8 protein-coding genes and 6 tRNA genes are annotated in these 13,896 nt (G+C 46.8%); 1 reads left to right on the top strand and 13 read right to left on the bottom strand.

Annotated elements, in window-relative coordinates; all coding sequences use genetic code 11:
- Window positions 1-52 precede the first annotated feature (52 nt).
- Together rpsG and rpsL are read right to left on the bottom strand one after the other, a co-directional pair.
- The gene (gene rpsG, locus FC96_RS03995; RefSeq protein ID WP_054659408.1) at window positions 53-523 is read right to left on the bottom strand and encodes a 30S ribosomal protein S7; all 471 of its coding nucleotides are present in this window, start codon (window positions 521-523) and stop codon (window positions 53-55) included.
- A 43-nt stretch (window positions 524-566) separates the two neighbouring features.
- The gene (gene rpsL, locus FC96_RS03990) at window positions 567-980 is read right to left on the bottom strand and encodes a 30S ribosomal protein S12 (RefSeq protein ID WP_056942091.1); all 414 of its coding nucleotides are present in this window, start codon (window positions 978-980) and stop codon (window positions 567-569) included.
- A gap of 245 nt (window positions 981-1,225) precedes the next feature.
- Between rpsL and FC96_RS03985 the strand changes: the two genes are divergently transcribed.
- Window positions 1,226-1,891, top strand: coding sequence for an A24 family peptidase (locus tag FC96_RS03985; RefSeq protein ID WP_056942090.1), 666 nt, complete (start codon window positions 1,226-1,228; stop codon window positions 1,889-1,891).
- Window positions 1,892-1,936: 45 nt separating this feature from the next.
- Here FC96_RS03985 and rpoC read toward each other — a convergent pair whose 3' ends face one another.
- The 11 genes from rpoC to FC96_RS03930 all read right to left on the bottom strand — a co-directional run bounded on the left by rpoC (window position 1,937) and on the right by FC96_RS03930 (window position 13,883).
- A complete protein-coding gene (gene rpoC, locus FC96_RS03980) occupies window positions 1,937-5,581 on the bottom strand; it encodes a DNA-directed RNA polymerase subunit beta' (protein ID WP_056942089.1) in 3,645 nt (1,214 codons plus the stop codon).
- Between the two features lie 17 nt (window positions 5,582-5,598).
- Complete coding sequence (gene rpoB / locus FC96_RS03975) at window positions 5,599-9,213, bottom strand: DNA-directed RNA polymerase subunit beta (RefSeq protein ID WP_056942088.1); 3,615 nt, start codon at window positions 9,211-9,213, stop codon at window positions 5,599-5,601.
- 251 nt (window positions 9,214-9,464) lie between these two features.
- A complete protein-coding gene (locus tag FC96_RS03970; RefSeq protein WP_056942087.1) occupies window positions 9,465-10,064 on the bottom strand; it encodes a TetR/AcrR family transcriptional regulator in 600 nt (199 codons plus the stop codon).
- A gap of 119 nt (window positions 10,065-10,183) precedes the next feature.
- Complete coding sequence (locus tag FC96_RS03965; protein ID WP_056942086.1) at window positions 10,184-12,661, bottom strand: ATP-dependent Clp protease ATP-binding subunit; 2,478 nt, start codon at window positions 12,659-12,661, stop codon at window positions 10,184-10,186.
- 17 nt (window positions 12,662-12,678) lie between these two features.
- Entirely contained in the window at window positions 12,679-13,146 is a 468-nt protein-coding gene (locus tag FC96_RS03960; RefSeq protein WP_056942085.1) for a CtsR family transcriptional regulator, read from the bottom strand.
- 181 nt (window positions 13,147-13,327) lie between these two features.
- Window positions 13,328-13,401 (bottom strand) — tRNA-Pro (locus FC96_RS03955).
- Between the two features lie 23 nt (window positions 13,402-13,424).
- Window positions 13,425-13,498, bottom strand: a tRNA-Arg gene (locus FC96_RS03950).
- Between the two features lie 22 nt (window positions 13,499-13,520).
- Window positions 13,521-13,606 (bottom strand) — tRNA-Leu (locus FC96_RS03945).
- Between the two features lie 19 nt (window positions 13,607-13,625).
- Window positions 13,626-13,697: transfer RNA gene (locus FC96_RS03940), tRNA-Gly, on the bottom strand.
- 4 nt (window positions 13,698-13,701) lie between these two features.
- Window positions 13,702-13,774: transfer RNA gene (locus FC96_RS03935), tRNA-Thr, on the bottom strand.
- A 27-nt stretch (window positions 13,775-13,801) separates the two neighbouring features.
- Window positions 13,802-13,883 (bottom strand) — tRNA-Leu (locus FC96_RS03930).
- Window positions 13,884-13,896 lie beyond the last annotated feature (13 nt).

Raw genomic sequence — 13,896 nt, 5'->3', positions numbered from 1 at the left:
CGCTGTTTCTAACTCATAAAGCTAGGCAGCTGATAGGAACCGAACAGCACTCTTACCAGCGGTAATGTGCAAATGCCCGGTTTGCGTCAGCCATTTTATGCGTGTCTTCACGCTTTTTAACTGATGCACCAGTGTTGTTAGCAGCATCCATGATTTCGCGTGCTAACCGTTCAGTCATCGTGTGTTCACCACGTGAACGCGCGTATTGGACGATCCAACGAAGACCCAAAGTTGACCGGCGTTCTGGACGAACTTCGATCGGCACTTGGTAGTTTGACCCACCAACCCGACGAGCCTTAACTTCAAGAACTGGCATAACGTTCTTCATTGCTTCATCAAATACTTCAACTGGATCGTTCCCAGTTTCTGACTTAATTAATTCAAATGCACCGTATAAAATTTGTGATGCAGTGCCCCGCTTACCATCTAACATCAAACGGTTGATCAAACGAGTGACCATCTTTGAGTTATAGATTGGATCAGGGAGGACTTCACGCTTTTGGACGTTTCCTTTTCTTGGCATTCTATAATACCCTCCTTGTTGAACTTAGCTGTTTTATTTCGATTTAGGCCTTAGGCTTCTTTGTCCCGTACTTAGAACGGCTTTGACGACGGTCTTCAACACCGGCGGTATCCAAAGCACCACGGATAACGTGATAACGAACCCCAGGCAAGTCTTTCACACGACCACCACGGATTAAAACAACACTATGTTCTTGAAGGTTGTGACCGATACCTGGAATGTAAGCAGTCACTTCAATAAGGTTTGACAAACGAACACGGGCATATTTCCGCAAAGCAGAGTTAGGCTTCTTCGGTGTCATCGTCCCAACACGGGTAGCAACCCCACGCTTTTGAGGCGCAGCGTTAGCGACTTGCTTCTTTTTGTAACTGTTATACCCGAAGCCAAGAGCTGGGGCATTTGATTTAGAACTTCTAGATTTACGACCTTTACGAACCAATTGGTTGATTGTAGGCATCTAAGAGTCCTCCTTCCTTGTCATTGTATGATTTTAAGTCCACACATCCAGGCGGTTCTTTTTTGAGCAAAAAAATCGCCCCAGAATGGGATCCTGTGCTACTGCTTTCCGTCAGCATGTCTGCAAACGCAGAAACCGGTCTACAAAAAGCACCTTTAAAAGGATACCACGCCTAGTAAAACAATGTCAACGGTGAGTTACAAATCAGTTCAATCTGCGTAGGTATCAAAAACAGGAGGTCGATCATGATTATCGTTCAGTTTTGCATTGGTACCGTCATTGGATCCTTTCTTCAAGTCGTTAACCAGCGGCAATTAGCTCATCAATCCTGGATAACCCCACGGTCGCGCTGCGATCAATGTCGCGAACCACTAAAGTGGTATGAGCTAGTGCCCATCATTTCATATCTTAGTTTGCGCGGACGCTGTCGTTACTGCCGGGTCTCAATCCCGCACACCACCCTTTTCAGTGAATTGTTCGGCGGACTTTGTCTATTGCAGTGGACTCCCACTGGGCCGTCAACCTTACAGAGCCTCCTGGGCCTTGGATTGATTTTACTGGCGAATCGTGACCAAACAACGACTAACCTCTCTCAACTTTGGCTAATCGCAGCCTTTGTCTTCGCCTTGATAACCCGTGTCTTCTTTACGCCACCAACTCTTTGGACCCTTCTCGTTGTTTTCGTATGGGCCGCCCTCCAAATCGTGACAATTGAATTTCCAGGCGTCGGCTTGGCTGATCTCGATGTCGCGTGTCTTGTACTAGTCCTTTTTTCGCCAATCACAGCCACATGGTTATTTCTCATCGCCAGCATTTCAGCTTTGCTCAGCTGTCTAACCCACCAACGAAACGGCGTTCCCTTTTTGCCACACCTGACAGTCGCCTATCTCCTGATCCTCTATATTAACTAAAAAAGCCAACCCCAAATTTGAGGTTGGCTTTTTAAAACCGAAAGTTTACTTAGCTTCTTCTTCCTTCATCCGACGTTCCAACTCGTTAATCGAGTAGACGCCATCTGTTGAAGAACTGCCTTGTTCCTTTGGCTTAATCTTCCGGTAGTCAGGCATCCCAGTACCCGCTGGAATGATCTTACCGATAATAACGTTTTCTTTCAGACCGATCAACGGATCGTTCTTACCACGAATAGCTGCATCCGTTAAGACCCGAGTTGTTTCTTGGAATGATGCGGCTGACAAGAAACTGTTCGTTTCAAGGGCAGCTTTAGTAATTCCAAGAATGACTGGCCGAGCGGTGGCTGGATTACCACCAGCAATCAACGTCTTGTAGTTGTGTTGCTTAAAGTCGGCAATGTCCAACAAGGTCCCTGGCAATACATCAGTGTCACCTGGATCCATAATCCGAACTTTACGAAGCATCTGACGAACCATGATTTCAACGTGCTTATCCAAGATAGCCACACCTTGCATCCGGTAAGTCTTTTGAACTTCATGAAGGAGATAGTTTTCCGTTGACAGAACGTCACGAACACGGATTAATTCCTTAGGATCAACTGACCCTTCGTTCAACGCTGCCCCACGACGGATAAAGTCGCCTTCAGTGACCTTCAAACGTGCTGTAATCGGTAATGTGTATGAACGGGTATCAGCCTCACCTTTGATGGTGATTTCCTTCGTCCGTTCAGCTGGGTTTTCTTCGATTGATTCAACCGTCCCAGTCACTTCACTAATCTCAGCTTTACCTTTAGGGTTCCGAGATTCAAAGATTTCTTGAACACGAGGTAACCCTTGAGTGATATCTTCGTTCCCTGCCACACCACCGGTATGGAAGTTCCGCATGGTTAATTGCGTCCCTGGTTCACCGATTGATTGAGCGGCAACAGTCCCAACTGCTTCACCGACTTCAACTTGATCACCAGTCGCCATGTTCCGGCCATAGCAGCGTTCACAGACACCGTGGGCAGTATTACAAGTGAAGACCGACCGAATCGTAACTGTTTCAACACCTGCATCAACAATTTGTTGTGCGATGCTTTCGTCGATCATCTTGTTAGCGCCAATGATCAAATCATCAGTCTTAGGATTCTTGACTGACTTCATTGTGTACCGACCAAGAATTCGATCGTACAATGGTTCAATCATTTCGTTTCCTTCAGTAATTGCACTAATGGTCAAACCGCGGTCAGTTCCACAGTCCTCTTCACGCACAATAACGTCTTGGGCAACATCGACAAGCCGCCGAGTCAGGTAACCTGAGTTGGCAGTCTTCAAGGCCGTATCGGTCATCCCTTTACGGGCCCCGTGGGTCGAGATAAACATTTCCAAAACAGAAAGGCCTTCACGGAAGTTAGCCGTGATTGGCAATTCCATAATTTCACCGTTAGGCGCAGCCATCAAACCACGCATCCCAGCAAGCTGAGTAAAGTTTGAAATGTTACCACGCGCACCAGAATCACTCATCATAAAGATTGGGTTTTGAGAATCGAAGTTATGGATCAACTTATCTTGCAACTCGTCTTTCGCGTCGTTCCAGATTCCAATAACCCGTTCGTAACGTTCATGATCAGTAATCAAACCACGCCGGAACTGTTTTGTCACCGTGTTAACTTGCTTGTGAGCTTCTTCAATAATTTCTGGCTTTTCAGGAACTTCAGTAATATCAACAATTCCGACCGTTAAACCAGATCGTGTTGATTCATCATAACCAAGGTCTTTCATGCGGTCCAACAGTAACGACGTTGCCGTCACTTTGTACTGCTTGTAAACTTCGGCAATGATATCACTCAAAAAGCCCTTCTTAAATGGTAGCACCAATTCAGCATTTTGGAGGTAAGCGTTAATATCTTCACCCTTATCCAAAAAGTACTTGTCTGGCACATAACCATTTAAGTTTGTATTGGTTGGTTCGTTCAAGTAAGGGAATGAACCTGGCAAGATGTTGTTAAAGACAATCTTCCCAACGCTGGTCACAAGGATTTTACTCCGTTGTTCGTCAGTGAATGGCTTTTCTGGTAATGAAGAAGCCTGTAGTCCAACTCGGGTGTGCCAGTGCACAAGTCCGTTACGATAGGCTAACATTGCTTCGTTCATGTCTTTAAAAATCATGCCTTCGCCTTCACGGCCAGCCTCTTCCATGGTGAGGTAGTAGTTACCAATAACCATATCTTGAGATGGCGTGACCACCGGCTTTCCGTCCTTAGGTGCCAGAATATGGTGAGCTGCCAGCATCAGCAAACGTGCTTCAGCCTGAGCTTCATCAGATAGCGGCACGTGGATGGCCATTTGGTCACCATCGAAATCGGCGTTGTAAGCTTCACAGGCTAGCGGGTGTAACCGCATTGCCTTCCCACTAACCAACGTTGGTTCGAAAGCTTGAATTCCTAAACGGTGCAACGTAGGGGCCCGGTTCAGTAGAACTGGGTGTTCCTTAATAACATCTTCCAAAACATCAAAGACGTCATCGTCTTGCCGATCGATCTTGCGCTTAGCGTTCTTGATGTTTGATGCCAAACCGCGACTGACCAATTCCTTCATGATAAACGGTTTGAACAGTTCCATTGCCATTGGCACAGGAAGTCCCATTTGGTTCATCTTCAAGTTTGGTCCAACATCGATAACTGAACGGCCAGAGTAGTCAACCCGCTTACCAAGCAAGTTTTGACGGAACCGACCTTGCTTCCCTTTCAGCATGTGAGAAAGAGATTTCAGTGGTCGGTTACCTGGACCAGCAACCGGACGGCCACGACGGCCGTTATCAATCAAAGCATCAACGGCTTCTTGTAACATCCGCTTTTCGTTTTGAACGATAATGCCAGGCGCATGCAAATCTAGCAGGCGCTTAAGACGGTTATTCCGGTTAATAACACGACGGTACAAATCGTTCAAATCGGAAGTGGCAAACCGGCCGCCTTCCAATTGAACCATTGGACGTAAGTCAGGCGGAATAACTGGAATAGTGTCCATAACCATCCATTCTGGTTCGTTACCAGATGTGACGAAGGCTTCCAAAATATCCAAACGGCGAACAGCACGGGTCCGTTTTTGACCGGTTGCGTCACGCAGTTCTTCTTTTAATTCCGTCACTTCTTTTTCGAGTTCGACCCCTCGCAACAACTTTTTGATGGCTTCAGCACCCATCTCAGCTGTGAAGGCGTTGCCGTACTCTTCCTTCTTTTCACGGTATTCACGTTCAGAAAGCAACTGCTTCTTTTCAAGCGGTGTGTTACCAGGTTCGATCACAACGTATGAAGCAAAGTAGATGACTTCTTCTAATGCCCGAGGGCTCATGTCTAAGACAAGACCCATCCGACTAGGAATCCCTTTAAAGTACCAGATGTGAGTCACTGGTGCGGCAAGTTCAATATGGCCCATCCGTTCACGACGAACTTTAGAACGTGTCACTTCAACCCCACAACGATCACAAACGACGCCTTTATAGCGGATTCGCTTGTACTTACCACAGGCACATTCCCAGTCTTTGGTTGGGCCGAAGATTCGTTCATCAAACAACCCATCCTTTTCTGGTTTTAACGTCCGGTAGTTGATCGTTTCCGGCTTTTTAACTTCACCGTATGACCAACTCCGAATTTTATCAGGAGATGCAAGTCCAATCTGCATACTCTCGAATTTATTGACATCGACCAAAGGACTGACCTCCCTTTTTAATCTTTAGCGTTTGTGTTCGCTTCATCCGTTTGAGCAGCTGCTGGCGTTTGACCTTCATCGGTAGCGGGCTTTGCAGCCTGCTCATCCTGATGAGTTTCAGCGTACTTACTCAAGGCATCAACGTTGACAACATCGTCGTCTTCATCGTCCATATCACGGAGTTCAATTTCTTTTTCGTCACTGCCAAGAACCTTCATGTCAAGTCCAAGGGACTGCAATTCTTTGACCAGCACGCGGAATGATTCCGGCACACCAGGCTTTGGAATTGGTTCACCCTTCACAATGGCTTCATAAGTCTTAACCCGACCGACAACGTCATCAGACTTGTAAGTAAGGATTTCTTGGAGCGTGTAAGCAGCACCATAGGCTTCCAGTGCCCAAACTTCCATTTCACCAAACCGTTGGCCACCAAATTGCGCTTTCCCACCAAGTGGTTGTTGCGTAACAAGTGAGTACGGTCCGATTGACCGGGCGTGAATCTTGTCGTCAACCATGTGCGCTAACTTCATGTAGTGCATGACCCCGACGGCAACTCGCTTGTCAAATGGCTCACCAGTCCGACCATCGTATAAGACGGTCTTGGCATCATCAGCCATTCCGGCTTCCTTAACAGCGTCCCAGATATCCTTATCCTGAGCACCATCAAAGACTGGCGTTGCAATGTGAACGCCCAACTTACGAGCAGCCATTCCTAAGTGAATTTCGAGCACTTGCCCGATGTTCATCCGGGAAGGCACACCCATTGGACTCAACATGATATCAATTGGCGTCCCATCTGGCATGTAAGGCATGTCTTCTTGTGGGATTACGACCGAGACGGTCCCCTTGTTACCATGACGACCGGCCATCTTGTCACCGACTTGAAGTTTACGCTTCTGAGCGATATAGACCCGAACCATCATGTTAACACCAGGCGACAATTCATCACCATTTTCACGAGTAAAGATTCGGACATTTTGGACGATCCCGCCGCCACCATGAGGTACCTTAAGGGAGGTATCACGGACTTCACGAGCTTTTTCACCGAAGATTGCGTGTAATAACCGTTCCTCAGCTGATAATTCCGTAACACCCTTAGGCGTTACCTTACCTACCAAGATATCCCCGTCATGCACCTCAGCACCGATTCGGATAATCCCCTCTTCGTCGAGGTTCTTAAGCGCATCTTCACTGACGTTAGGGATCTCACGCGTCATTTCTTCAGGTCCGAGCTTTGTGTCTCGAGCTTCTGATTCGTATTCTTCGATGTGAATTGACGTGTAAACGTCATCCGTTACAAGTCGTTCGTTAATCGCAATGGCATCTTCGAAGTTGTAACCTTGCCAAGTCATAAAGGCAACCAATGGGTTTTGCCCTAAGGCAAGTTCTCCATTTTCCATTGATGGGCCATCAGCTAACACCTCGTCAGTGTCAACGTGGTCGCCTACTTCAACGATCGGCCGTTGGTTGTAGTTCTTACCACCGTTAGACCGTTGGAACTTCATCAACTTGTAAGTGTCTAAAGCACCATCGTCACGACGCACTTTAATCTCACGAGCATCGACGTATTCCACAGTACCTTCATGCTTGCTAATCAACGCAACACCTGAGTCATGGGCCGCCTTGTATTCAATCCCAGTTCCGATTAATGGTGAATGAGGATCAAGCAACGGAACGGCCTGACGCATCATGTTGGCCCCCATCAAGGCCCGGTTACTGTCATCGTTTTCCAAGAAAGGAATGCAGGCAGTGGCAACCGAAACAACTTGCTTAGGCGAAACGTCCATGTAGTCAACACTGTCAATGTTAGTTTCAATGTTTTCAGACTTTGCACGGGCCATAACCACGTCGTTGACAAATGAACCGTCGTCGTTTAATGGCGAGTTCGCTTGAGCCACAACGTAGTTATCTTCTTCGTCTGCTGTCAGGTAGTCAATCTTATCAGTTACCTTATGAGTGTCCCAGCTTACCCGGCGGTACGGCGTTTCAATAAACCCGTACTTGTTAATCCGAGCATAACTAGAAAGACTGTTGATCAACCCAATGTTAGGCCCTTCAGGCGTTTCAATCGGACACATCCGACCATAATGAGTATAGTGGACGTCCCGGACTTCATAACCGGCACGGTCACGAGTCAAACCACCAGGTCCAAGGGCTGACAAACGACGCTTATGCGTTAATTCACCCAATGGATTGGTTTGATCCATGAATTGTGACAGTTGTGATGAGCCGAAGAATTCTTTAATGGAAGCAACAACTGGCCGAATGTTGATCAGCTGTTGTGGGGTAACAGTTGCGGCGTCTTGAATCGACATCCGTTCCCGAACCACTCTTTCCATCCGTGACAAGCCAATTCGGAATTGGTTCTGCAATAATTCACCAACAGAACGAATCCGACGGTTACCCAAGTGATCGATATCATCAGTGCTACCAATGCCTTCTTGTAAGTTAAAGAAGTAGTTAACAGCAGCTAAAATATCAGCTGGGGTAATGTGCTTGTACTTCAGATCAATATGACCATTACCAATAACCGGTAATGCGCGTTCTGGATCATCAGGTGATTGGACCATGATGGTTTGCAGAACAACGGGTTCCGTGACCACAGCTTCGTCAGAAGGTGTGTAAGTCACCGTCTTGAAATCATCCCGTTCGAGGTAAGGTGTTAAGGTCTTCAAAAGATCCTTATCGATCAAAGTCCCGTTTTGGGCTAAGATTTCACCAGTTTCAGGGTCAGCCAGCGTTTCGGCCAACGTTAAGCCAAGTAACCGGTTCTTAAGTTGCAACTTTTTGTTTGTCTTGTAACGACCAACGGGGGCCATGTCGTAACGCTTCGGATCAAAGAACCGCGCAGTCAACAGACTCCGTGAAGAGTCAGCCGTCTTAGGTTCGCCTGGCCGTAGTCGTTCGTAGATATCTTTCAACGCTTCCTCAACACGTGAGTCCTCGGTGTTCTTATGAACATCCTTTTCAAGCGTCGCCATCAACGAATCGTTGTCGCCAAACATTTTAATGATTTCGTCATCAGAGCCAAAACCCAGTGCCCGAACAAGTTCGGACATCGGAATCTTCCGTGTCCGGTCAATTCGAACATATGAGAGACCCTTTGCATCGGTTTCGAACTCTAACCATGCACCACGGTTAGGAATGACAGTTGCGCCGTATACTTCGCGGCCATTCTTGTCAGTTTCTTCGTTATAGTAAACGCCTGGGGAACGGACTAATTGAGACACAATAACCCGCTCTGCACCATTAATAATGAAAGTGCCTTGCTCCGTCATTAACGGGAAGTCACCAAAGAAGACGTCTTGCGATTTAATTTCGCCCGTCTCATGGTTCGTCAACCGTAACGTAACGTGCAATGGTGCTGAGTAGTTTGCATCGTGCTCACGTGCTTCATCAACGGTGTACTTTGGTTCTAATAATTGATAATCAACGAACTCTAATGAAAGGTTACCTTGGAAATCTTCGATTGGCATAATGTCATCGAACATCTCGCGCAGCCCTTCATCGAGAAACCAGTTGTACGAATTAGTTTGAATTTCAATCAAGTTAGGGAGATCCAATACTTCCTTAATTCGTGCGTAGCTTCGTCGGGTCCGGTGCTTGCCATAATTAACCAAATGTCCTGCCAAGTTCTTCACCTCTCCAGATTATTCAGCGAATCGAAACCAAATATTACAGTTGTGTTACATTTCATGAAAAGCCATGAAAAAACCGAATTTTTGGCAAAAAAAATCCAAAAATAAGAAACAATTCTTACTTTTGGTTTTTTATGATGAGTGCTACGGACAATAGATCGCAGCACTCAATTTCAATTCGCAGTTCCATACTGTTTAGTAGTGTACTCAATATTTAGTTGTTTGTCAAGAGCGACGACTCTCCCCTATTCAGGCGTCGTTATCCCATGCAAAATAAGGTCCAACAACAGCCGAACATTTTCCTCCTGAGTCATCTCAGCACCACCAAGCCGGTGAAACGACCCAAACAAAGGGCTCAAGCTTGTCATATAAAACTCTGCTGCTTGTTTTGCAGTCAGTTGGCCTCGCAATTCAACCGCATCCTCCGCAAAGAACGCCTCAATCGGAGCCAAATAGTCACGGCCAAAGATAATCCCAAGTTGGCGCTGGTTTTCCGGCTTCAAATAAGCAAAGCTAGAATGAATCACCGTGTAAACATCTCGCGGATGCGCCTCCGTTAAAACGTTGGTGATGGCTTCAAGGTGAGCGCTGGTTGACATCTGGGTACTGGACGCGTTGAGCGCGCTAATTTTTTCCCGAATCATTTCACCAACCTCAGAGATCACCGCGATAAAGATCACTTCCTTATCAGCAAAGTGGCTATACAGAGCCGGTTGAGTAATATTGGCGACCTTAGCAATATCTCGGGTTGATGTTCCGTTGAATCCCCGCCGCAAAAAAAGCTGACGGGCTGCATCTAAAATGGCGCGATGTGATTGCTCGTATCTAGATCCATTATTTATCATGGCGAACTTCCTTCTTCAAAGTCGATTAACGCTTCGCTCAATAGTTTAACATGAAAGTCAACTGACCGGCTAGCGCCTAACAAATAAAAAGAGCCGGTCAATGACCGACTCTCATGGGACTACTTACTCGTCACAGGCTCCTGACGTGAATCAGCAACCCCAGGTTTTGACGTTATTCGAATCTGACCTCGATTGGCGCCAATCGTAACCTGATCGCCCGGCTTGATGGCCCCAGAAAGAAGGTCTTCACTAAAGCGATCCTCGATTTGAGTTTGCAACGCCCGCCGGATTGGCCGAGCCCCATATTCTGGATCAAAACCAGCGCCTGCAACTACGTCAATAGCTGCTGGTGTAATTTTGACCTGAATGCCTTGGTCTGCAATCCGCTGAAGCAGCGTCCGCGCCATTAATTTCACGATTTGGTGAAGTTCTTCCTTATTCAATGAATGGAAGATCACGACTTCGTCAATTCGGTTCAAGAATTCAGGTCGGAAAGCATTCTTCAGCGACTGTCTGATTGTGTCAGCCATTGCTTCATAATCATCGGCCTTATCTTCTGCGCCAAACCCAACCGTCTTTTCATCACGAAGGGTTGTTGCGCCAAGGTTGGAAGTCATGATCAAAATGGTGTTTCGGAAATCAACCCGTCGGCCCTTTGAATCAGTCAAGAATCCATCGTCCAGAACTTGCAATAACAAATTAAAGACGTCGGGATGTGCTTTTTCAACTTCATCGAAAAGAACCACTGAATACGGTTTTTGCCGAACCTTTTCAGTCAGTTGACCACCTTCGTCATAGCCCACGTATCCGGGTGCTGACCCAATGAGCCGACTCGTGGAATACTTCTCCATGTATTCGCTCATATCCACCCGAATCATGTTGTCTTCAGAGCCAAACATCGCTTCAGCCAAGGCCTTTGCTAATTCGGTTTTCCCAACACCAGTCGGCCCAAGGAACATAAACGAACCAATTGGCCGGTTCGGGTCCTTTAGCCCGCTTCGTGCTCGCCGAATTGCCCGAGAAACGGCAGAAACGGCTTCTTTCTGCCCGACGACCCGCTTATGCAAGACGTTTTCCAAGTTGATGAGTCGATCTTGTTCGCTCTTTTCAAGCTGAGTCGTTGGTACCCCTGTCCATTCGGAAACCACCTCAGCCACATCTTCACCCGTTACTTCCAACTGGTATTTGTGATCAGTTGGGGTCTCCGGCTTTGCTTCAATTTTTTCACGCAAAGCAAGCTCTTCATTTCTAAGCCGAGCTGCTTCTTCGAAACGCTGGTCTAAGATGGCCGCCTCACGTTCGTCTGATAGTTCAGACAGCTTCGTTTCGTCACTTGAAACCGTTGTCGTCGTTGCCATCTTATCAATTCGAACCTTGGCAGATGCTTCATCCATCAAATCAATCGCTTTGTCTGGCAAGAATCGATCTGAAATATAGCGAGACGATAATTCGACCGCTTCGTCAACCGCTTCGTCGGTAATGTTCACGTGATGATGGTCCTCATAGCGAGAACGGAGCCCCAATAAGATTTGTTTAGCTTCATCTTCAGTTGGTTCATTAACCTGAACCGTCGCAAAACGTCGTTCTAGCGCCGCGTCTGATTCAATATATTTTTGATATTCATCTAAGGTCGTTGCCCCAATGGTTTGCAGTTCACCACGGGCCAGCGCAGGCTTCAAGATGTTAGAGGCATCGATAGCCCCCTCAGCACCACCCGCACCAATCAAAGTGTGGAGCTCATCAATGAAGAGAATAACTTGGCCGTCGTTATAAATTTCTTCAATCACTTTTTTAAGGCGATCTTCAAATTCACCACGGTACTTGGTCCCTGCAACTAACGACCCCATATCAAGAGCCATCAACCGTTTATTTTGCATATCTTCCGGTACGTCGCCCGCAACAATCCGTTGGGCCAACCCCTCAGCAATCGCCGTTTTACCAACCCCAGGTTCACCAATCAAAACCGGGTTGTTCTTCGTTCGACGGCTCAAAATTTGAATGACCCGTTTAACTTCTTTGTCCCGACCGACCGTTGGATCCATCCGGTTATCACGAGCTAGTTGAGTCAAATCACGAGCCAGCGAATCCAACGTTGGGGTCCCTTCAGGGGTTTTTCTTGACCGTTGGTTTGCGCGCCGCCGGTCCTGGTTTTCACTAACGCCAAGCTTCCGTAAAATAACTTTACGAGCCTGACTCAAATCAATATTTAAATTCATCAAGATTCGTGAGGAAAGAATTGTTTCGTCACTGAGCAACGCCAATAGGATGTGTTCGGTACCAATTTTAGTAGCACCAAGGCGTTTAGCTTCTTCGCCGGCAACAGACAACATGTCTTTTGCCTTTGGTGAATAAGGAAGGTACGTATCCTTATCAACGTTGTTTAACGTGCCGTAACCGGTAAAACGTTCAATTTCTTCGCGCACATCGTCTTCGGTGATTGAGAACTGCTGTAACACCTTGTTGGCAATCCCGTTTTTTTCGATCGTGAGTGCTAAAAGTAAGTGCTCCGTGCCGACAGCCTGATGCTTAAAATACTTGGCTTGTTCCTGTGCTAACGCCAAAACGCTTTTGGCACTTGGGGTAAAAAGATTGTCCATATCAATTCCTCACTTTCTCAGCTCTCATAACGCAAATGATTTAAAATACTAACTAAAATTCGCGCCCTTAAGCCATTCTCCTGTGCGCGGTTATCCATCGCTAAAGTATCTTTACTAATGATGGTTAAAATAATATTGGCTTCTCGTCGCCCAATCACACCACTTTCAAAAAGGCCTTGAACCACAGCATAACCGTCTCGTTGCCCAATTGCATCACCAATCGTTTCAATTAACGAGTCAAGCACATCCGTATCATCCAAAAGGTTGACCTTCTCGATTCGAATATACCCACCGCCACCACGCTTACTTTCGACTAGGTAGCCGTTCGAAATCGTAAACCGGGTCTTGATGACATAGTTAATCTGAGACGGCACGACATTGAACAAATCAGCAATCTCAGAACGGCGAATCTCTAAGTGTTCAGAATCAGAAAGAATGTCCTTTAGGTACTTCTCGATAATATCGGAAATGTTTTGATTCTGCACGCTACTCACCCCCGTCCATCAACTTCGCAATTTACTTTGACTAATGTTGACTTTCATTATACGAATCTTTTGCTAAAATGCAAAGACTTAAACCTAAATTGATCTCAATTTACAAGCGAATGCCGACAGCGTTGCTTTAAATGCACAAAAAAAGCCGTTACCAACGTAACGACCCTCTGAGTCGGGAAAACAGGATTTGAACCTGCGACCCCTACGTCCCGAACGTAGTGCTCTACCAAGCTGAGCTACTTCCCGCTTTTGCTGTAATACAGCAAAAATGCACCCAGTAGGAGTCGAACCTACAACCTTCTGATTCGTAGTCAGACACTCTATCCAGTTGCGCTATGGGTGCATAATAATAATATTAAATTGAATGCCGAGGACCGGGATCGAACCGGTACGGTCATCACTGACCGCAGGATTTTAAGTCCTGTGCGTCTGCCAATTCCGCCACCCCGGCAGGGAAATACAATGTTAAAAGCGGAAGACGGGATTCGAACCCGCGACCCCCACCATGGCAAGGTGATGTTCTACCACTGAACTACTTCCGCATAATGCCGACTAGAGGATTCGAACCTCCGACCCCCTCATTACTAGTGAGATGCTCTGCCAACTGAGCTAAGTCGGCGAAAGTAAAGCTATTAAATTAATAAACTGCGGGTGAAGGGACTCGAACCCCCACGTCGTAAGACACTAGAACCTAAATCTAGCGCGTCTGCCAGTTCCGCCACACCCGCATGGAAAACTGGG

Source organism: Secundilactobacillus kimchicus JCM 15530 (assembly GCF_001433995.1).
In the GTDB taxonomy this organism is placed as follows: domain Bacteria; phylum Bacillota; class Bacilli; order Lactobacillales; family Lactobacillaceae; genus Secundilactobacillus; species Secundilactobacillus kimchicus.
The sequence above is the reverse complement of the archived record's forward strand: the minus strand, read 5'-3'. Positions and strand labels throughout refer to the sequence as shown.

Coding starts and splice junctions, on each gene's coding strand:
- FC96_RS03970 (WP_056942087.1), bottom strand. CDS start 10,064: ATGATAAATAATGGATCTAGATACGAGCAATCACATCGCGCCATTTTA.
- FC96_RS03985 (WP_056942090.1), top strand. CDS start 1,226: ATGATTATCGTTCAGTTTTGCATTGGTACCGTCATTGGATCCTTTCTT.
- rpsG (WP_054659408.1), bottom strand. CDS start 523: ATGCCAAGAAAAGGAAACGTCCAAAAGCGTGAAGTCCTCCCTGATCCA.
- FC96_RS03965 (WP_056942086.1), bottom strand. CDS start 12,661: ATGGACAATCTTTTTACCCCAAGTGCCAAAAGCGTTTTGGCGTTAGCA.
- rpsL (WP_056942091.1), bottom strand. CDS start 980: ATGCCTACAATCAACCAATTGGTTCGTAAAGGTCGTAAATCTAGAAGT.